The sequence below is a fragment of the Ensifer sp. GW101-20A05 genome, from assembly GCF_059424735.1.
The window spans coordinates 419,415-437,767 of record NZ_JBWKZT010000004.1 but is presented as its reverse complement, the minus strand read 5'-3'; the positions used below and the strand labels follow the sequence as shown (position 1 = coordinate 437,767).

Below are 18,353 nucleotides of genomic sequence, written 5' to 3'. Positions count from 1 at the left end.
TTCAGGGCAAAATCTGCAAAGAAGAATCACGAGCGAGGTCCTGCCATGGCGCTTGCGGCAGCCGTCACCACGGATGAACTCTATCATCCCATCCTCAAGACCAATCCGGCGCATCCGGCCGGATGGCCGATCCGGGCAATCGTCAGCTCACAGACCGAAGCGCGACACAATCGCGCGCTCTGGGCGCCAACGCACCTGATCTCGATCCGCGCTCCCGGCAGCCGACTGCTCTCGATGATCGAGCTGCCGCCGGAAAAGCATCTGGAACTCTTTTTCGGCGACACCACCGATCCGGACGAGCCGGATGCGGCGCGCCCGCAAGCCATCGAAGCCACTTTCGCCTTTGTCGACCGCCTGCCCGAAGACGCCCATCTGCTCGTCCATTGCCTTCGGGGCATTGGGCGCGCGACCGCGCTCACCCTCGGCATTCTGGCGCGCTACATGCCACCGGAGGACGCCGCCGCCGCACTCCATGCGCTGCGCCCGGAGGCCAAGCCGAACAGGCATGTCGTCAACCTTTGCGACACGGCGCTCGGGCTCAAGGGCAAGCTCGCCAAGCAGGCACTGCGCTTCCCGGCGAAAGTCTGGAAACCAGCCAAAAGCTGAAGCTACTGCATGTCCCCTTAAATCGACTTCGATTTAAGGACAAAGACATGCAGAAAATCAAAGTGCTACAGCGACCTTTGCGCGTCTGATAAGACGCGCGGCGCTGTAGAAATCTGCAGCTTTGCCGCCAGCCGTTGTGCATCGCACAAAGATTTGACATGATCCCACGAAAGAACAGTGACAGTTGGCTGCCTGATCAGGCATGATGCTGTAAGCCTTTGTTTTCGGACGGGCTTTGACGGGAAGATTCGACCTTGCCCCGCCAGCGCCGAAGACAAAAGACGGGAGGAAAAGATGTCCCACGCGGCCTATGTGTTTGACGCCTACGGCACGCTCTTCGACGTGCATGCGGCTGTCAGGCGCCACGCGCAGGAGATCGGCCCGGACGGGCAGGCTTTTTCCGAACTCTGGCGGGCCAAGCAACTCGAATATTCCTGGGTGCGCTCGCTGATGGGCAGCTATCAGGATTTCTGGCAACTGACCGAACAGTCGCTTGACTACGCCTTCGCACGGTTTCCCTCCGCCGACCCGAAACTTCGCAAGCGATTGCTCGACGCCTATTGGACGCTCGACTGCTATCCGGAAGTGCCGGCAGTTCTGAAAGGGCTCAAGGAACGCGGCGCACGGATCGCCATCCTCTCCAACGGCTCACCGGCCATGCTCGCCTCTGCGGTCCGCAACGCGGCACTCGACATAGTCATCGACGACGTGTTTTCCGTCGACGCGGTGAAGGCCTTCAAGACCGCGCCTGCCGTCTACGACATCGTCACAACCGGCTACCGGCTTTACCCGCATGCCGTTTCCTTCCAGTCGTCGAACCGCTGGGATATCGCCGGGGCGACGAAATTCGGGTTCCGCACCGTATGGATCAACCGCGCGGACATGCCGGACGAATATCGTGATCACGGGCCGGCGCTGATCTTGCCCTCCCTCGAAAGTCTGCAATTCGGTATCTGAAGGATCTCCCCATGGTCTGGTCGCCTGCGCAGTATCTGAAGTTCGAAGACGAACGCACGCGCCCAGCCAGAGATCTCCTCGCCCAAGTGCCCGAGCTGCCCGAAGGCATCGCCTTCGACCTCGGCTGCGGCCCGGGCAACTCCACCGAGCTCATCCGCGACCGGTTTCCCGAGGCCACACTTTCAGGCCTCGACAGCGACGAGAACATGCTCGTTGCGGCGGCGAAGCGGCTGCCGGGCATCACCTTCGAAAAGGCGGATCTCGCAAACTGGGTCCCCCCTGCCGGCGCTTCGCTGTTTTGCGGCAACGCTGTGTTCCAATGGCTTCCGAACCACCTCACCATCTTCGAAAGACTGATGGGAGCGCTCGCATCAGGCGGCACGCTTGCGGTCCAGATGCCGGACAATCTCGGGGAGCCGAGCCATTTGCTGATGGAGGAGACAGCGCGCAGCTCGGCTTTCACTGACGCCTTTGCCGGCGAGACCGTCCGCCGCAATCCCATGCCGGGACCGGCAACCTATGTCGAATGCCTGGCGCCACAGGCCGCCAGCATCGAGGTCTGGCACACGATCTACTACCACCGGCTCGCCAATGCCGAAGCGATCGTCGAATGGGTAAAGGGGACCGGCCTCAGACCCTATCTCGATGCCTTGCCGGAAGATAAACGCGACGCCTTTGCTGCCGACTACACGGACCGGATCCGCGCTGCCTATCCGGCCATGAGCGACGGCAAGGTCCTTCTGCGCTTCCCGAGATTTTTCATCGTTGCGGTGAAGGCGTAGCGCCGGGCGACGCTACATGCGTTCGACCAGGAAATCGATGAAGGCACGGATACGGGCGGCGAGATGCTCATGTCCGGCATAGACGGCGTAGACCGTCTCGATCTCGCCCGACTGATAATCTTCGAGCAGCGGAACGAGCGTTCCGGCTTCGAAGTCCGGCTCGACATGGAAACGGCCGATACGCCCAATGCCAATGCCGGCAAGGCAAAGCTGGCGGACGATCGAACCGCTCGAGACCTGCATGTTGCCGAAGACCGAGCGCAATTCCGCAGCCGGCTGCCCCGGCATGCGGAACGCCCATTCGTCGACGCTGCGACGGAAATTGAAGCGGATGCAATTGTGACTGTCGAGTTCATCGGGCGTATTCGGTGTCCCGTGCCTTTCCAGATAGGCGGGCGATGCGATCACGACCGGACGGCTTTCCATGAGCTTGCGTGCCTTGAGGGATGAATCGCGCAACGGACCGGTGCGGATCGCCACGTCGGCGCGTTCGCCGACGACGTCGATCATGCTGTCGGTCAGCGTCAGATCAAGCTGCACCTCCGGATAGCGGGCCAGGAACTCCGGCGCGAGCGGCATGATGTAGCGCTCGCCAAAGCCGACAGCGGCGTTCACCCGCAACAGCCCGCGCGGCGTCATGCGGCCCCCGGCAGCGACCAGTTGCTCGGTCTCTGCGATTTCTGTGAGAATCCGCTGGGCACGTTGCAGATAGACTTCCCCCTCCGGCGTCAGCTGCAGGGTCCTGGTTGAGCGCACGAGCAGGCGCGTCCCTAACCGGTCCTCTATGCGGGTCACCAGTTTGCTGACGGCAGACGGTGACAGCTTCAGGCGCCGCGCAGCGGCCGAAAAGCTGCGGGTCTCCGAAACGGCAACGAAGACCTCCATTTCACCCGCCCGATTGTCCATGCGTAACCTTTGAAATCAGTTCACAGTCCTTTGTACCATTATGCTCATTATCATGAGGAGTGCCAAGGCTCATATTCCGCTTCGATTTCATCAACAACCAACGCGCCCGGTTCCTCCCAGCCGGGTGGGAAAGGTCTCGTCGTGCCTATTGCTATCCTTGCGCTGACGATCGCGGCCTATGCGATCGGAACAACGGAATTCGTGATCGTCGGTCTGCTGCCGACGGTCGCCACCGACCTCAATGTCACCCTGCCGCTCGCCGGCCTGATCGTCAGCGTCTATGCGCTCGGCGTCACCTTCGGCGCGCCGGTGCTGACGGCACTCACCGGCCGGATCGAGCGTAAGCCGCTCCTGATCGGCCTGATGGCGCTGTTCATCGTCGGCAATGCTGCGGCCGCCCTGTCGCCGAGCTACGAACCGCTTCTCATTGCGCGGGTCATCTCCGCCTTTGCCCATGGAGTGTTCTTCTCGGTCGGCTCGACCATCGCCGCCGACCTCGTTCCGGAAGACCGGCGCGCATCGGCCATCGCCATGATGTTCATGGGCCTCACCGTCGCGATCGTCACCGGCGTGCCGCTCGGTACCTGGGTCGGCCAGACCTTCGGCTGGCGTGCCACCTTCTGGGCCGTGACCGGTCTCGGTGTCGTCGCGCTCACCGCGATCGTCGCCCTGCTGCCGAACACGCTCTCCAAGGCCCCGCCGGCCAAGCTTATCGACCAGGTGCGCGTGCTCGGGTCCGGCCGCCTGCTGATCGTCTTTGCCATGACCGCGCTCGGCTACGGCGGCACCTTCGTCGCCTTCACTTTCCTGGCGCCGATCCTGCAGGACATCACCGGTTTCTCGGAAGGCGCCGTCAGCCTGATCCTCGTGCTCTATGGCATCGCGATCGCTATCGGCAACATTGCCGGCGGCAAGATCGCCAACCGCGATCCGGTCAAGGCGCTTATCGGCCTGTTTCTGGCCCAGGCGGCCGTGCTGGTGCTCTTCACCTTCACGGCCCCCTCGCCGGTCCTGACGCTGGTGACGCTCGCCGCGCTCGGCTTCCTGTCCTTCGCCAATGTTCCCGGCCTGCAGCTCTATGTCGTTCAGCTTGCCAAGCAGTACCGCCCGGGCGCCGTCGATGTCGCCTCGGCGCTGAATATCGCCGCCTTCAACCTCGGCATTGCCGTCGGCGCCTGGCTCGGTGGCTTGATCGTCGCCTCACCTCTCGGCCTCGGCATGACGCCCGTCATCGGCGCCCTGCTTGTCGCCGCCGCGCTGCTGCTCACGCTTTTGAGCGGCGTTCTTGATCGTCGGGCCGGCGCCGCCTACCAACCGGCTTGAACCGCCGCCCCTGAGGACCACCTATAGATCGTTCCTTTCTCGCCCGGCCATCCGGCCGGGCGCTCGCCAAGTACAGCAGGTCAAGTACAAGGAGTTACCCACCATGCATTCCGTCAATTCAAACGGTGCCAACATCCCGGCGCTCGGCTTCGGCACCTTCCGCATGCCCGGCGCCGACGTGCTGCGGGTGCTGCCGGAAGCGCTCAAGCTCGGCTTCCACCATGTCGACACGGCACAGATCTACGGCAACGAAGCCGAGGTCGGCGAAGCCATCCATAGCTCCGGCGTCTCGCGCGCCGACATCTTCCTCACCACCAAGGTCTGGGTCGACAAATATGCGCATCGCGACTTCCTCGCCTCGGTCGACGAGAGCCTGAAAAAGCTGAGGACCGACCATGTCGACCTGCTTCTCCTGCACTGGCCGGGCGGCAGTGACGTGCCGATGGCCGAGCGCATCGGTGCCCTCAACGAGGTGCAGAAGGCCGGTAAGGTCCGTCATATCGGCGTCAGCAACTTCAACACGGCGCAGATGGAAGAGGCTGTGAAGCTCAGCGACGCCCCGATCGCCACCAACCAGGTCGAGTACCACCCCTATCTCGACCAGACCAAGGTGCTCGAGATCGCGCGCAAGCACGGCATGTCGATCACTGCCTACTACGCGATGGCGAACGGCAAGGTCCCGAACGATCCACTGTTGAAGGAGATCGGCGCACGCCACGGCAAGACGGCCGCCCAGGTGGTGCTGCGCTGGCTGGTGCAGCAGAAGGACGTGATCACGCTTTCCAAGACCGCGACGATCGATCGGTTGAAGGAAAACTTCGCGATCTTCGACTTCGCGCTCGGCGACGGCGAGATGGCCGAGATCCACGCGCTTGCCCGCCCCGACGGTCGCATCGTCAATCCGGAGGGTCTGGCTCCGGTCTGGGACAAGGCCGCCTGATCTGCTCTCTTGTAGTGGAGCGGGATGCGGGCGGAAAACCGCTCACACTTTTCCTCATCCCGCTCCGCCATTTCGCCGCCGGCCAATTCCCAGCCGGCGGCGGATACGATATGGACATGGCCCGCAGGCACCGATCAGAGGGAGGGGGCGATGTCTTTGCATGAGGCGCAGACGAGCGATTTCGCTCCCGACTGGCCGGCGATCATCGCCGTCGTCCTGGGGGTCACCGCCTTCTCGGTGGCACAGGGGCTCACCTATCCGCTAATCTCGCTTTCGCTTGAAAGCCGTGGCGTCTCTGCCGGCATGATCGGCCTCAATGCCATGGGCTTTGCCGCCGGTCTCGGCGTGGCAACCCTGCTTCTCGGCCGGTTGACGCGGCTTGCCTCCGCCGACCGGCTGATCATCGCCAGCCTCTGCGGCTGTTCCATCTGTCTCGCGACGCTTGCCTCGACGTCAGAGCTTCCCATCTGGTTTATCGCCCGTTTCGCCCTCGGCTTCTTCGTCAGCATGGTGTTCATGCTCGGCGAAGCCTGGCTGAACACGGCCTGTCCCGACCGGCTGCGCGGTCGCGTTTCCGGCCTTTACGGCGCCGGCATGTGTGGCGGCTTTGCCGCCGGTCCGCTGGCGATCCCGTTGCTCGGCACCAGCGGCGGCCTCGGCTTTGCGCTGCTGGCGATCTATATCGCGCTCGTCGCCTTCCTCACCGGCCTCTTGACCATGGGCGCACGCACGCGCCCCGAACCTTCCTCGACACGCGACCTCTTCGCCTTCTTCAAGAAGGCACCGATGCTGATCCTCATGGTGCTGATGTTCGGCTTTGCCGATATCGCGGCGATCTCGGCCATGCCGGTCTACTTCGTCAAGACGGGCCACAGCCAGGCCTTTGCCGCGCTCAGCGTGACGGCGCTTGCGATCCCGACCGCGCTGGCGCAGCCCTTCATCGGCGTGCTTCTCGACCGGCTGCCGCGCCGCCGCGTGGCGATCTCAGCAGCCGCCGTCGCCGCCACCGGCTACCTTCTGGTGCCGTTCCTGTCTTCGAACGTGGCGTTGCTGCTGACATTCGCCTTCATCGGCGCCGCCAGCTTCGCGCTCTACACGGCCGCCCTGACGATGCTTGGCGAAGAATATCGCGGCAGCATGCTGGTGGCCGGCAGCGCCGCCTTTTCGCTCGCCTATGCCGCCGGCAGCGCTGCAGGGTCGGGCGCCACCGGCGCGCTGATGAACTTCATCGACCCTATCGCCGGCCCGCTCGGCGTGGGCGCCGTCCTCGTCATCTTCACGCTGATGTTTGCAGTGGCAAGGCGCCGTTAGGCCTCGGCGCAGCGCAAGGCAAGCGCCTCACCGAAAACACGGGCGGCCGGCCCGAGCGGCTCATCGATCCGATGCACCAAGTAGGCCTCGGCACCGACCTGACTGTTGCGGCCAAGGGCCGTCGTCGGCATGCGCACCAGCCGGCGCTCTTCGAGATCCCGCTCCACCTGCCAGAGCGGCAGCCGGCCCCAACCGAGACCGGTGCGGATCATCGCATGTTTCGTATCCTGGCTGCTGACGCGACAGGTCTGCGGCGAGAGCACGCCGAAATCCCGCCCCACTGTCCGCTGCGACGGATCGGACTGCACGATCTGAAGGTGGTCGGCAAGCGCGGCGTTTTCGAGTGCGCCATCGGCGGCACTCAGCCCCAAGGGATGATGCGCGGCAACGACTGCAACGATCTGAACCGTCGAAAGCGCCTGGCGGGCGATGGCCGGATCGCGGAAATCCTCTCCGACCATGATGCCGAGGGTGAAGCGGCGTTCGACGAGGCCATCCAGCGGTCCGCCCAGCGGTGAAACCGCAAGCCTGATCGAAACATTGGGGTAGATCGTCCGCATCTCGTTCAGGGCCAACCCGACCGTCTCGATCGGGAAGAGCGTGTCGACGATCACGGAAAGCTCCAACTCGATGCCCTCGCCAAGCCCGCGCGCGCGGGCCCGCATAGCGTCCACCCGCAGCAGGATATCGCGGGCATTGGCAAGCAGCGCCTGCCCTTCCTGTGTCAACACCGGTCTGTGTCCGGAACGGTCGAATAGGGCGACGCCAAGCTCCGCCTCGAGATTGGCGATGGCGTGGCTGACCGCAGACTGCACGCGTGAGAGTTTCGCGGCACCCGCACGGAAACTCCCGCTTTCGGCGACGGTCACGAAGGTCCGCATCTGATCGAGTGTCAGGGCATCCAGCATGATCGATTCTATAGATCAACTTGATGAAATTTATATCACTTCAACAGATCATGGAAAGCATCCATCTTCTTTTCCGAACAGCAAGTGCTCAGCAGGAAGGAAGGCCCGATGGCCAGGATACTCGTGCTCTACTACTCATCCTACGGTCATATCGAGACGATGGCGGGGGCGGTTGCCGAGGGCGCGCGCGCCGCGGGCGCCACCGCCGTGCTCAAGCGGGTGCCCGAAATCGTGCCGGAAGCCGTTGCCATCAAGGCGGGCTACAAACGCGCTCAGGACGCGCCGGTCGCGACCGTCGCGGAACTGCCGGACTATGACGCGATCATCATCGGCACGCCGACACGCTTCGGCAACATGGCCGCGCAGATGAAAAACTTCCTCGATCAGGCGGGCGGTATCTGGGCGCGCGACGCCTTGGTCGGCCGCATCGGCAGCGTCTTCACCTCGACCGGAAGCCAGCATGGCGGCCAGGAATCGACGATCCTCGCCACCCATACCGTGCTTCTCCATCTCGGCATGGTGATTGCCGGCCTACCCTACAGCTTCAAGGGTCAGATGCGCATGGACGAAATCACCGGCGGCTCGCCCTACGGCGCCTCGACGCTCGCCGACGACGGCAACGGCGGCGACCGTCGGCCAAGCGCCAACGAGCTGGAAGGCGCACGCTTCCAGGGCCGCCACGTCGCAGACCTGGCGGCGGCGCTGGTCGCCGGTCGTGCGCGCGTTGCGGAGCTTGCCTGATGGCCACGGCCACAACCTTCGTTCGGGAGAGAACAGATTGGGCGGGCGTGATGACGGTTGTTGCCGCCGGCGTGGTCGCGGCCATGCAGGTCGGCAAGGGGCTGATTGCCGGTCCGTTGCTTCAGTCCGACCTCGGGCTCGATCTCCCCGCCCTCGGCTGGATCACCTCGGTCTTCGCCATCGTCGGCGTCGTCGGCGGCATGACGGCGGGCGCGTTCGTCGCGTCGGCCGGCGATCGGCGCCTGCTCGCCATCGGGATGGCCATGTTGGCCCTCGGCTCCTTCGGTGGAGCGGCCAGCCACGCCTTCGCGCTGCTTCTTCTGTCACGCATCGTCGAGGGCTTCGGGTTCCTGCTCGTCGTCGTCGCCGGTCCGGCCATCCTGATGCGCCTGGTGACATCGGATCGCCGCGACCTCGTCTTTTCGCTCTGGAGCTGCTTCATGCCCGCGGGCATGGCGGTCGCGATGTTGACCGGGCCACTTTTTGCCGATTGGCAAGCGATCTGGCGGAGCAACGGGCTGATCACGCTGGCAAGCCTGGTTTCCATCTTCCTGGCCGTGTCGCCGTCTCGGGAAACATCCAGCATCGCCGCCAGCTTCCGGGATGATGCGACCGAAACGCTTACAAGCCGCGGCCCGGTGCTGCTCTTCGTTCTATTTTCGCTCTACAGCCTGATGAGCTTCACGCTTTCCAGCTTCCTGCCGATCCTGTTGGTCCAGCGTATGCACGTCTCGCTCGGGACCGTCGGCCTCCTCAGCGCCATCATCACACTGGTGAACGTCATCGGCAATCTTGCCGCCGGCCATCTGCTGTCTCGCGGCTTTGCCCGCGGCCGGTTGATCGCCAGCGCTGCCTTGCTGACAGGTGTGTTCGGCCTATGGATCTTCCTGAGCCAGTCAGGCGGAAATCTGATCTTCGGACTTTGCGTGCTGTTTTCCGCGATCGGCGGCCTGATCCCCGCCACGCTGATCTCGTCGGTGCCGATCCTGTCGCCGCGTCCGGCGCTTGCGCCGTTGGCAATGGGGCTGCTGATGCAGGGCAGCAATCTGGGGCAGCTCGTCGGGCCGGTCGCGGTCGGAACGGCGATCGAACGCTACGGCTGGTCCTCGGGCGCGGCCTTCATCGGCGTCGGCGCCCTTCTCTGCATCGTGCTTGCAAACACACTGGAGCAGGCCCTGCGAAGCAAGGCCCAACGGCGATGATGGCCTGCATGCAAAGAGCGAATCGCAAAGAAAAACCCACCGGCGGCAAACCGGTGGGTTCGGCATTTCCGGCGGATTGTCCGCGGATCAGACGAACTGGCTGAGGCCCGGAACCGAGGCGACGACTTCGTCGACCACTTCATCGCCTGCCTTTTCCTTGGCAAACGCGATGGTCTCCTTGGCGAGCGAGGTGATTTCGCCCATGCCGAGACCCTGGCTCATCAGCTGCTGGCCGAGCGCCATGACGCCGCCACCGCCGATGGCCGACATCAGGCCGCCGAGCAGACCGCCACCACCCGTGCCTTCGCCATTGTACTGGGCGATGAGCTCGGAGGCGCCCGGAATCGCCTCGATCATCTGGGCAACCGGGCCGTCAGCGGCTTCGCGCTGCAGGAAGCCGAGGATCATGCCGACAGCCTTTTCGGCCGTCGCCGGCTCGATGCCGACATTCTCAGCGACGCGCGTGACCAGTTCATTCATGGAAAAACTCCCTCACTTGGATTTTTGACGTTGACGTCAAGGTAAATGATCGCCCACCAAATAACAAGCCGTGAGCAGTGACTATCGGCCCGTCGATACCGCCGCTTTCCGGTCGCGGGTGGGCACAGCATTGTTGCCGGGCGCAACCGCAGCACCTATAACAGAAAACCAGGCATATTTCGATGACGGGCACTTGCGATCAACCGCGAACCGCCCGCTTTCATTGATGAAACGGAGATGAAGCCCACATGTTGGAAGAAGGCAAGCTCTTTATCGGCACCAGCCGCAAGCCTGATGATTCGATCAACAAGGGCGAGTATCTGGAGCTGAAGTTCGGCAACCGCCATGGCCTGATCACCGGCGCCACCGGAACCGGCAAGACCATCACCTTGCAGGTCCTCGCCGAAGGTTTTGCCAATGCCGGCGTCCCCGTCTTCTGCGCCGACGTCAAGGGCGATCTCTCCGGCATCGGCGCGATCGGCGAGCCCAAGGATTTCATCCTGAAGCGCGCCGAGCAGATCGGCCTGCCGACGAACCCTTACGAGTTCCAGGAATTCCCGGTCATCTTTTGGGATCTCTACGGCGAAAAGGGCCACCGCGTCCGCACCACCATGTCGGAAATGGGCCCCCTGCTCCTCTCACGGCTGATGAACGCGACCGATGCGCAGGAGGGCGTGCTCAACATCGCCTTCAAGATCGCCGACGAGGGCGGCCTGCCGCTGCTCGACCTGAAAGACCTGCAGGCGCTGCTGAACTACATGGGCGACAATGCCAGCGCGCTTTCCAATCAGTTCGGTTTCATCTCCAAGGCCTCGGTCGGTTCGATCCAACGCGAACTCCTGATCCTCGAGCAGCAGGGCGCCGAGCATTTCTTCGGCGAGCCGGCGCTGAAGATCACCGACATCATGCGCACGACCAATGACGGGCGCGGCGCGATTTCGGTGCTGGCGGCCGACAAGCTGATGATGAACCCGCGTCTTTACGCGACCTTCCTGCTTTGGCTGCTTTCGGAGCTGTTCGAGGAACTGCCCGAGGTGGGCGACCCGGACAAGCCGAAGCTGGTGTTCTTCTTCGACGAGGCGCACCTGCTCTTCAACGATGCGCCGAAGGTGCTGACGGAGCGCGTCGAACAGGTCGTGCGCCTCATCCGATCCAAGGGCGTGGGCGTCTACTTCGTCACGCAAAACCCGCTCGACGTGCCGGAAACGATCCTCGGCCAGCTCGGCAACCGCGTTCAGCATGCGCTTCGTGCCTATACGCCGCGCGACCAGAAGGCGGTGAAGACCGCCGCTGACACCTTCCGCCCGAACCCGGACTTCGACTGCGCCACCGTCATCACCAATCTCGGCACCGGCGAGGCTCTGGTCTCGACGCTCGAAGGCAAGGGTGCGCCCTCGATGGTCGAGCGCACGCTCGTGCGTCCGCCGCAATCGCGCGTCGGTCCGCTGACCGAGGCCGAGCGGCAAAAGGTGATGGATGTGAGCCCGGTCCGCGGTCTCTATGACGAGGATTTCGACCGCGAATCGGCCTATGAGATGCTGACCGCGCGCGCCAAGAAGACGGCCGAAGCGCAGGCGCAAGCACAAGAACAGGCCGAACAGCAGACAACGGAAGCGAATACCGGCGGCAGCCGCTGGACGCTGCCCGGCTTCGGCGACGACGAGGCGGCGGCACCAGCCGGGAAGCAGGCGCGGCCACGCAGCTCCGGCTACCAGCGCGAGACGGTCGTCGAAGCCGCGATGAAGTCGGTTGCCCGCACCGTCGCTACCCAGGTCGGCCGCGCCCTGGTGCGCGGCATCCTCGGCAGCCTCAGCCGGCGCTGAACACAACCGCGGCAACCGGCAACGCTTGAGGTCGATATTTTGCCCGCGCCCTGATTTCGATCGGGGCGCGTCGTTACTTTGAAAGGAACATTCGCATGGACGTTAAGGATTCGAACGGTGCCATCCTCCAGGACGGTGACAACGTTACCCTGATCAAGGATCTGAAGGTCAAAGGCACTTCGACGACGCTGAAGCGCGGCACGATGGTTAGGGGTATTCGCCTCACCGACAACCCTGACGAAGTCGAATGCCGGGTGGAGAAGATCAAGGGCCTGGTGCTGCGCACCGAGTTTCTGAAGAAGGCATAGCCCCCGGCTGACGGCCTTCCCCGTCGGCAGCCACCTCATGTAGCGCCTGCGTGGAGCATCATTATCTCCGAGAACACAAAAGCCCGGCGGAACGATCCGCCGGGCTTTTGGATTCCGACTGGAATTCAAATATCAGGCGACCGTCAGCTTGACGTCGATATTGCCCTTGGTCGCGTGGCTATAGGGGCAAACGATATGCGCCTTCTGGACGAGGTCTTCGAGAACCGCCTTGTCGACGCCCGGAGACGTAATCTCGAGCGCGGCATCGATACCGAAGCCGGTGCCATCTTCGCGCGGACCAATGCCGACTGTTCCCGTCACTTTCGTGTCTTCCGGAAGCTTTACCTTCTCCTTGCCGGCGACGAACTTCAGGGCGCCGAGGAAGCAGGCCGAGTAGCCGGCCGCGAAGAGCTGTTCCGGATTGGTGCCGCGGGCGCCGTCGCCGCCAAGTTCCTTCGGCACAGTAAGAGTGACATCGAGAACGCCATCGGCGCTCTTGGCCTGGCCAGCACGGCCACCGGTTGCGGATGCAGTGGTGCGGTAGAGAATAGGCATTGGCGGTCTCCTTTGTTTCCAAGTGGATGAGGGTTAGATAGCGCAAAATTCAATTGCGTGCAAATTAATTTTGCAAATTGCATTTTCGCCCTGTTTTTGCGAGAATGCGACCATGGCAAACAAAGCGGCACATATAGATACCATTCCGGAGGAGGCGCTGTCGCTCGGCAAGCAGCTCTGCTTTGCCGTCTATTCGGCGGCGCATGCCTTCAATCGTGCCTACAAGCCGCTGCTCGATCGTTTCGGCCTCACCTACCCGCAATATCTCGTGCTGCTTGCGCTATGGCAACAGGACGAAATGACGGTGAAGCGCATTGGCGAGGAGATAGGGCTCGATTCCGGAACGCTGTCGCCGCTTCTGAAACGCCTGGAGGCAGCCGGCTTTGTCGCGCGGCAGCGCGACCCAGGTGACGAGCGACAGGTGATCGTTCGCCTCACGGAGAAAGGCCGCGATTTGAAAAGCGAGGCCTTCGGTATTCTCATAGATATCGGCAACGCTTCAGGCTGCAGCCTGGAAGAAGCGGGCGAAATCCGCGAGACGCTGCATCAGTTGACGCGGCAGCTCAATTCCGGCCATGGCGCGGACTGACATTTGCAGAGGCCGCCCCTCGTGACTGGAGGGATGCCGCGAGCGACGACGCCCGTGGTTGTTAGATGACGAGGATCGGCGCCTTGCCACGCACGCGATCGTAGAGGTCCATGACATCCTGGTTGAGCATGCGAACGCAGCCGGACGAGACGGCCTTGCCGATCGACTTCCATTCCGGCGTTCCGTGGACGCGGTAGAGCGTGTCCTGACCATTCTGGAAGATGTAGAGAGCGCGTGAACCGAGCGGGTTGTTGAGGCCCGGCGCCATACCGCCATTCTTGGCCGAATAGGGTTTCAGCTGCGGCTGGCGGGCGACCATGCTGTCCGGCGGGGTCCAGCGCGGCCACTTCTGCTTCCACTGGATGACGCCGCGGCCCGACCAGGCGAAACCTTCACGGCCGAGGCCGACGCCGTAGCGCAGTGCCTGGCCGCCCGGCTGGATCAGATAGAGGTAGCGGTCGCCGGTATCGACAACGATCGTTCCCGGCTGTTCGCCAAAGGGATCGCTGACCTCCTGACGATAGAAGCGCGCGTCGATCTGACGGAACGGTACCTCCGGCACCTGATAGCCGCCGTCGTACATGGAGGCATAAATATCCGAAACATAGAGGCCCTGCGGCGGCAGACCGGTCGGAACTGGCCCTGGGCCATCCTGCCTTTCATAGATGCCTTCCGCGCGCGGATCGGTAAAGCGTCCTTCGAGCGCAGGATTGCGGAACACAGGCGCCGTCTCATAGCGGAAGACGTCCGTGTTCATCGAGGAGGTGCAGCCTGCAAGACCGGCGGAGGCAAGAGCCAATCCGGACGAGCGGAGAAACTGACGGCGGGAGAAGACGACTGAAGAGGACATCGAACTCTGAAGGGCTTGAGTGCGGCCTGAGGAGTGCTGCATGAAATTGCTTAACGAAATACTACGCACAGCCCCTCGGAATGGGGCGATGCTTGCATTTCCGGCTGGACCGAAGCTTGCGTCTTGGCGTGAAACGAAGAGAACTCAGACGCTGTGAGCGTTGAAACGTGGCTGGCGCATCAGTGTTTCAAAATCCGGCGCGGAGAGCGGCCGGCTGAAAAAATAGCCTTGGATCTCGTCACAGCCGCTCTGGCGCAGGAACTCGACCTGGGCCTGGTTTTCCACACCTTCGGCGATGACGCGCAGGCCAAGATTTTGGGCGAGTGAGATGATCGCCGCGGTGATCGCGTTGTCGTCGAGATCGACAGGAATATCCGCAACGAAGGACCGGTCGATCTTAAGGCGGCGCACCGGGAAGCGCTTCAAGGCGCTGAGGCTAGAATAGCCGGTGCCGAAATCGTCGATTGCCAGGTGCACGCCGATCGCCTGCAGCTCATGCATGGTGGCAATCGCCCCCGGCACGTCCTGCATGATCAGGCTTTCCGTCAGCTCAAGCTCGAGACAGCAGGGCTCAAGCCCGGTTTCGGCGAGAATTGCCGCCACGTGACCTGCCCAGTTGCGCTCGCGGAACTGGCGCGCCGAAACGTTGACGCTGACGATCAGCGGCGGCAGGCCGTCATCCTGCCAGTCCTTGGCCTGGCGGCAAGCGGCGCGCAGCACCCAGTCGCCGATCGGCACGATCAGCCCGGTTTCTTCGGCAAGCGGAATGAACTCGGCCGGCGAGACCGTGCCCCGCTCTGGATGACGCCAACGAAGCAAGGCTTCGGCTGCGAAAACGCGACCATTCGCAAGGTTCATCTGCGGCTGGAACTGGAGAAAGAATTCTTCATGTGCCAGCGCCCTGCGCAGCTCCTCCTGCTGACGCAGCTTTTCGTGCGCCTTGGCGGCCATTTCCTCGGTGAAGACCTGCAGATTGTTGCGCCCGAGCTCCTTGGCCCGATACATCGCCATGTCGGCATTGGCGAGCAGCTCGCCGACGGTCTTGCCCTGATTGGGAAAGCAGGCGACGCCCATGCTGCAGGTGACTTGCAGGCTTCGGCCCTCGATCTGCATCGGCCCCGCGATGGCGCGGCGAATATCTTCAAGCCTTGCCAGCACGACATCCCGTTCGCAGGGAAGGCCGTTCAGAAGCAGAATGAATTCGTCGCCGCCGACACGCACGACCATATCCGACTTGCGCACCGACGAGCGCATGCGGGAGGCGGTGACCTTCAACAGCTCGTCCCCGGCCGCATGGCCGAGCGTATCGTTGACCAGCTTGAAATTATCGAGATCGAGGAAGGCGAGCACCGCCCATTGACCGGTGCCGCGCAGGGCCTCCAGCGCCTCGGCGACCTGCTCCTCGAACAGCGCCCGGTTGGGCAGGCCCGTCAGCGCATCATGATGCGCCATGAAACTGATACGGTCCTCCGCGTGCTTGCGCTCGATTGCAATACCGGCGAGATGCGTCGCCATCGCAATCAGCTCCTTCTGCCCTTCATTGGGAACGCAAACCGCGCCGGAATAGAGCGCAAATGTGCCAAGCACCTTGCGGTCGCGCGAATGGACGGGAGTCGACCAGCAGGAGCGGAACCCATAGGGTCGAACGAGCTCGCGATAATCGTCCCAGAGAGGATCGGCGAGAATGTCCGAGACGATCACCTGTTCGCCGCGCCAGGCCGCCGTGCCGCAGGAGCCCATGTGAGGGCCGATCTCGACGCCATGGATCGTCGCGCAATAGCTCTCGTCGAGGCTTGGTGCCGCGCCATGGAACAGGTGGCGGCCATCGGCCGACAGCAACAGCACCGACCCCTTGATGCCAGGCATCAGCGCCTCGATCAGCAGGATCATGTCGCGGAAGAATTCGTCGAGCGGTCGGCTGTTGGCGATCATTTCCAGTAGGCGGGCCTGCCCTTCGAGCAGGCGTTCGGCCGCCTTTCTGTCGGAGATATCGCGCGACACGCCGACGACGCCGACAATCTCGCCGCGCTTGTTGCGCAGCGGCACCTTGGAGGTCATCAGCCAGCGGTCGCGGCCCTTGCTGACGATCGCCCGTTCCTCGATGCCGAAAATCGGTTCGCCGGTTTCGATGACGCGGCGCTCGATGTCGGCGATCGCCTGTGCCATGTGCGGCGGATGGAGATCGAAGTCGGTCTTGCCGACGATATCCTTGAGACCTTCCAGGCCGTTGTCGGCAACAGTCACCTGGTTGGCGATGAGGAACCGCCCTTCGACATCCTTGGCATAGATGTAGTCGGGCACATGGTTGATCATCGTCTCCAACCAGTAGTGGCGGTCGGCGATGTCGGGTTCGGTCGGAAAGATCCGCGCAACTTCTTCCGCCAGCCGATGGCTGGCATCGATCAGGCGACGTGTATCCTCGTTGCCGCCAGCATTTAAGGCGGCATATCGCGGATTGCGAGACGTGTTCTTCGCCAAGCAAGGCCTCCCGACGCGCTCAGCCGCGTCGCTGGTCGATCTTTCCCCACTTCACGTTAGACGAGCAAGAGTTAGCCCTTCCTAAATAACTTGTAGAAAAATCGTGCAGAGGTTGCAATCTCCAAGTTGCGTGCCTGAAAAGAAGGGGTGACGGCGCCACCCCTTCGTCGATTTCAGGACAGACGTCGGCGCGCCGCCGGCGCGAGCATCAGCAGTTGGTCGGCCACCACCATGATAACGATCGCAAGCCCCGTCAGCGGAAAAGTGAGGCCAAAGAAAATGGCCATGATCCACAATCCTGCATAGACACTGCGCTTCGGCGGCATCGGCGGCACCCCGACGCGCCCCGCCGGGCGACGCTTCCACCACATGACGACGGCGGAGAGCGAGATGAGCACGATGGACAGGCAGGCGGCAAGCATCAACAACTGATTGGCGCGCCCCCACTCCTGCCCCTTGTGCACGTTGATGCTCCATTCGATCGCCTTTCCGAGCGCCGGGTAATCGCCAAAGGCTACATCGACAAGCGGTTTGCCGGAGTACTGGTCGATGTGGATCGTGCGCTCCCGTGCGAGCTCGGCCGGAAAGATCGCGGCCGTGTAGACGCCGCTCTCATCGGTCGGGAGCGCCAGCTCATAGCCGGGCAGCATGCCGGCCTCATCGGCGATCGCGACCGCGCGGTCTATGCCGACCGGCTCGGCGCCGACGCCGCTCGACGTCGGGACCGGAGCATTCTCCATCAGCCAGTTCGCCCTGGGGAGGACATCGGTCGAAACCTTGGTCGAGGTTGGCACCTGGTCCCAAAGCACCGCGGGATAGCCGAGCCCCATGGCCGTCAGCTTGCCGTTGACGGTGGCGCCCCAGTAGCCGGACCACAGAAGACCGGAGAAGGCGAGGAAGACGATCAGCAGCCCGGCGACGATGCCGGTCACGGCATGAAGGTCACGCCAGAACACGCGGCGCGCGGGCGTGCCGCGCACGGTCAGCACACCGCCGGTCTGCTGGCGCGGCCACCAGAGATAAATGCCGGTGAAGACCAGCAGAATGGCAAAGCCCGCAACAATCTCGATGATCGTTTCGACCGACTTACCGAAATAGTCGAGGCTGTGCAGGTCCTCGACCACCTGATTGAACTCATCCGTGGGCGCGACGTGATCGAGGATGGCGCCGGTATAGGGATCGACGAAGACCAGCATTTTGGCCTTGCCGATACCCACCGTGACGCGCGCCGAGCGATCGGCACCGGCGGGTGTGCGATAGGAGACGGCGGCGCTGCCGGGCACGGATTCGACAGCGGTGGCGACGATCGCCGAAGGCGGCAGCCGTTCGGTCCCGGCAGGCACGATGTTGCGATAGGCGAAGACGGTATCGTCGATCTCGTCGTTGAAGAGATAGAGGCCACCGGTGACGGCCAGGCTGATCATGAACGGGATGACGAGCAAGCCGGCAAAGAAGTGCCAGCGCCAGATGGCGCGATAGAGGGAAATGCCGCGCTCGGCGGCGACCGGCTGCGCTGCGGCGCCGGTAAAGGATGCGGTTGTCATGGGTTTCTCCGGGAAATCCGCATTATCGCGGCTTCGCCTCGTGATGGTCG

Annotated in this window: 18 protein-coding genes; 11 read left to right on the top strand and 7 right to left on the bottom strand. The window is 63.2% G+C overall.

Translation table 11 applies throughout. The features are described 5' to 3' along the window. Window positions 1–45 precede the first annotated feature (45 nt). The 3 genes from AC070A_RS13975 to tam all read left to right on the top strand — a co-directional run bounded on the left by AC070A_RS13975 (window position 46) and on the right by tam (window position 2,345). Window positions 46–606 (top strand): hypothetical protein, encoded by a 561-nt coding sequence (locus AC070A_RS13975; RefSeq protein WP_058325539.1) that lies wholly within the window; start codon window positions 46–48, stop codon window positions 604–606. A gap of 294 nt (window positions 607–900) precedes the next feature. After that, entirely contained in the window at window positions 901–1,563 is a 663-nt protein-coding gene (locus AC070A_RS13970; RefSeq protein ID WP_057250509.1) for a haloacid dehalogenase type II, read from the top strand. An 11-nt stretch (window positions 1,564–1,574) separates the two neighbouring features. Next, window positions 1,575–2,345: a trans-aconitate 2-methyltransferase gene (gene tam, locus AC070A_RS13965; protein ID WP_113736816.1), complete on the top strand. Its 771-nt coding sequence runs from the start codon at window positions 1,575–1,577 to the stop codon at window positions 2,343–2,345. 12 nt (window positions 2,346–2,357) lie between these two features. On the opposite strand, the gene AC070A_RS13960 is transcribed toward tam, so the two are convergent. Next, the gene (locus AC070A_RS13960) at window positions 2,358–3,251 is read right to left on the bottom strand and encodes a LysR family transcriptional regulator (RefSeq protein ID WP_113736815.1); all 894 of its coding nucleotides are present in this window, start codon (window positions 3,249–3,251) and stop codon (window positions 2,358–2,360) included. Window positions 3,252–3,392: 141 nt separating this feature from the next. Here AC070A_RS13960 and AC070A_RS13955 point away from each other — a divergent pair, with 141 nt between their 5' ends. From AC070A_RS13955 to AC070A_RS13945, 3 genes are all read left to right on the top strand, one after another. Beyond that, the gene (locus AC070A_RS13955) at window positions 3,393–4,574 is read left to right on the top strand and encodes an MFS transporter (protein ID WP_113736814.1); all 1,182 of its coding nucleotides are present in this window, start codon (window positions 3,393–3,395) and stop codon (window positions 4,572–4,574) included. Window positions 4,575–4,677: 103 nt separating this feature from the next. Further along, a complete protein-coding gene (locus AC070A_RS13950) occupies window positions 4,678–5,514 on the top strand; it encodes an aldo/keto reductase (RefSeq protein WP_113736813.1) in 837 nt (278 codons plus the stop codon). Between the two features lie 150 nt (window positions 5,515–5,664). After that, the gene (locus AC070A_RS13945) at window positions 5,665–6,825 is read left to right on the top strand and encodes an MFS transporter (protein ID WP_058320336.1); all 1,161 of its coding nucleotides are present in this window, start codon (window positions 5,665–5,667) and stop codon (window positions 6,823–6,825) included. Here the strand turns inward: AC070A_RS13945 and AC070A_RS13940 are convergent. Then, entirely contained in the window at window positions 6,822–7,733 is a 912-nt protein-coding gene (locus AC070A_RS13940; protein WP_112995470.1) for a LysR family transcriptional regulator, read from the bottom strand. The two genes, AC070A_RS13945 and AC070A_RS13940, sit on opposite strands and share 4 nt — an antisense overlap. 108 nt (window positions 7,734–7,841) lie before the next feature. On the opposite strand from AC070A_RS13940, the gene wrbA reads away from it, so the two are divergent. Continuing rightward, on the top strand, window positions 7,842–8,474 hold the full coding sequence (wrbA, locus tag AC070A_RS13935; protein ID WP_058320337.1) for an NAD(P)H:quinone oxidoreductase: 633 nt from the start codon (window positions 7,842–7,844) through the stop codon (window positions 8,472–8,474). Beyond that, window positions 8,474–9,676: an MFS transporter gene (locus AC070A_RS13930; protein WP_218372958.1), complete on the top strand. Its 1,203-nt coding sequence runs from the start codon at window positions 8,474–8,476 to the stop codon at window positions 9,674–9,676. Before wrbA ends, AC070A_RS13930 begins: the two co-directional genes overlap by 1 nt. 87 nt (window positions 9,677–9,763) lie before the next feature. Here AC070A_RS13930 and AC070A_RS13925 read toward each other — a convergent pair whose 3' ends face one another. Next, window positions 9,764–10,156, bottom strand: a complete 393-nt coding sequence (locus AC070A_RS13925) for a DUF2780 domain-containing protein (protein WP_057250522.1) — start codon at window positions 10,154–10,156, stop codon at window positions 9,764–9,766. 248 nt (window positions 10,157–10,404) lie between these two features. Here AC070A_RS13925 and AC070A_RS13920 point away from each other — a divergent pair, with 248 nt between their 5' ends. Next, complete coding sequence (locus AC070A_RS13920; RefSeq protein WP_057250524.1) at window positions 10,405–11,979, top strand: helicase HerA-like C-terminal domain-containing protein; 1,575 nt, start codon at window positions 10,405–10,407, stop codon at window positions 11,977–11,979. A 95-nt stretch (window positions 11,980–12,074) separates the two neighbouring features. Then, window positions 12,075–12,287 (top strand): alkylphosphonate utilization protein, encoded by a 213-nt coding sequence (locus tag AC070A_RS13915; protein ID WP_113736812.1) that lies wholly within the window; start codon window positions 12,075–12,077, stop codon window positions 12,285–12,287. Window positions 12,288–12,419: 132 nt separating this feature from the next. On the opposite strand, the gene AC070A_RS13910 is transcribed toward AC070A_RS13915, so the two are convergent. Then, window positions 12,420–12,842: an organic hydroperoxide resistance protein gene (locus AC070A_RS13910; protein ID WP_057250528.1), complete on the bottom strand. Its 423-nt coding sequence runs from the start codon at window positions 12,840–12,842 to the stop codon at window positions 12,420–12,422. Between the two features lie 112 nt (window positions 12,843–12,954). On the opposite strand from AC070A_RS13910, the gene AC070A_RS13905 reads away from it, so the two are divergent. Further along, on the top strand, window positions 12,955–13,431 hold the full coding sequence (locus tag AC070A_RS13905; RefSeq protein ID WP_058325531.1) for a MarR family winged helix-turn-helix transcriptional regulator: 477 nt from the start codon (window positions 12,955–12,957) through the stop codon (window positions 13,429–13,431). Between the two features lie 61 nt (window positions 13,432–13,492). On the opposite strand, the gene AC070A_RS13900 is transcribed toward AC070A_RS13905, so the two are convergent. The 3 genes from AC070A_RS13900 to AC070A_RS13890 all read right to left on the bottom strand — a co-directional run bounded on the left by AC070A_RS13900 (window position 13,493) and on the right by AC070A_RS13890 (window position 18,303). Then, window positions 13,493–14,281, bottom strand: coding sequence for a L,D-transpeptidase family protein (locus AC070A_RS13900; protein WP_058325530.1), 789 nt, complete (start codon window positions 14,279–14,281; stop codon window positions 13,493–13,495). Between the two features lie 144 nt (window positions 14,282–14,425). Next, window positions 14,426–16,759: a putative bifunctional diguanylate cyclase/phosphodiesterase gene (locus AC070A_RS13895; RefSeq protein WP_113132822.1), complete on the bottom strand. Its 2,334-nt coding sequence runs from the start codon at window positions 16,757–16,759 to the stop codon at window positions 14,426–14,428. Window positions 16,760–16,932: 173 nt separating this feature from the next. After that, the gene (locus AC070A_RS13890; protein WP_113736811.1) at window positions 16,933–18,303 is read right to left on the bottom strand and encodes a PepSY-associated TM helix domain-containing protein; all 1,371 of its coding nucleotides are present in this window, start codon (window positions 18,301–18,303) and stop codon (window positions 16,933–16,935) included. Between the last annotated feature and the right edge of the window lie 50 nt (window positions 18,304–18,353).

What these genes read in the sequence shown, in the direction of transcription:
- AC070A_RS13920 (WP_057250524.1), top strand. Translation starts at nt 10,405, where the DNA reads ATGTTGGAAGAAGGCAAGCTCTTTATCGGCACCAGCCGCAAGCCTGAT.
- AC070A_RS13890 (WP_113736811.1), bottom strand. Translation starts at nt 18,303, where the DNA reads ATGACAACCGCATCCTTTACCGGCGCCGCAGCGCAGCCGGTCGCCGCC.
- AC070A_RS13975 (WP_058325539.1), top strand. Translation starts at nt 46, where the DNA reads ATGGCGCTTGCGGCAGCCGTCACCACGGATGAACTCTATCATCCCATC.
- AC070A_RS13905 (WP_058325531.1), top strand. Translation starts at nt 12,955, where the DNA reads ATGGCAAACAAAGCGGCACATATAGATACCATTCCGGAGGAGGCGCTG.
- AC070A_RS13915 (WP_113736812.1), top strand. Translation starts at nt 12,075, where the DNA reads ATGGACGTTAAGGATTCGAACGGTGCCATCCTCCAGGACGGTGACAAC.
- AC070A_RS13910 (WP_057250528.1), bottom strand. Translation starts at nt 12,842, where the DNA reads ATGCCTATTCTCTACCGCACCACTGCATCCGCAACCGGTGGCCGTGCT.
- AC070A_RS13945 (WP_058320336.1), top strand. Translation starts at nt 5,665, where the DNA reads ATGTCTTTGCATGAGGCGCAGACGAGCGATTTCGCTCCCGACTGGCCG.
- AC070A_RS13940 (WP_112995470.1), bottom strand. Translation starts at nt 7,733, where the DNA reads ATGCTGGATGCCCTGACACTCGATCAGATGCGGACCTTCGTGACCGTC.
- AC070A_RS13930 (WP_218372958.1), top strand. Translation starts at nt 8,474, where the DNA reads ATGGCCACGGCCACAACCTTCGTTCGGGAGAGAACAGATTGGGCGGGC.
- AC070A_RS13925 (WP_057250522.1), bottom strand. Translation starts at nt 10,156, where the DNA reads ATGAATGAACTGGTCACGCGCGTCGCTGAGAATGTCGGCATCGAGCCG.
- AC070A_RS13970 (WP_057250509.1), top strand. Translation starts at nt 901, where the DNA reads ATGTCCCACGCGGCCTATGTGTTTGACGCCTACGGCACGCTCTTCGAC.
- AC070A_RS13960 (WP_113736815.1), bottom strand. Translation starts at nt 3,251, where the DNA reads ATGGACAATCGGGCGGGTGAAATGGAGGTCTTCGTTGCCGTTTCGGAG.
- tam (WP_113736816.1), top strand. Translation starts at nt 1,575, where the DNA reads ATGGTCTGGTCGCCTGCGCAGTATCTGAAGTTCGAAGACGAACGCACG.
- AC070A_RS13900 (WP_058325530.1), bottom strand. Translation starts at nt 14,281, where the DNA reads ATGTCCTCTTCAGTCGTCTTCTCCCGCCGTCAGTTTCTCCGCTCGTCC.
- wrbA (WP_058320337.1), top strand. Translation starts at nt 7,842, where the DNA reads ATGGCCAGGATACTCGTGCTCTACTACTCATCCTACGGTCATATCGAG.
- AC070A_RS13950 (WP_113736813.1), top strand. Translation starts at nt 4,678, where the DNA reads ATGCATTCCGTCAATTCAAACGGTGCCAACATCCCGGCGCTCGGCTTC.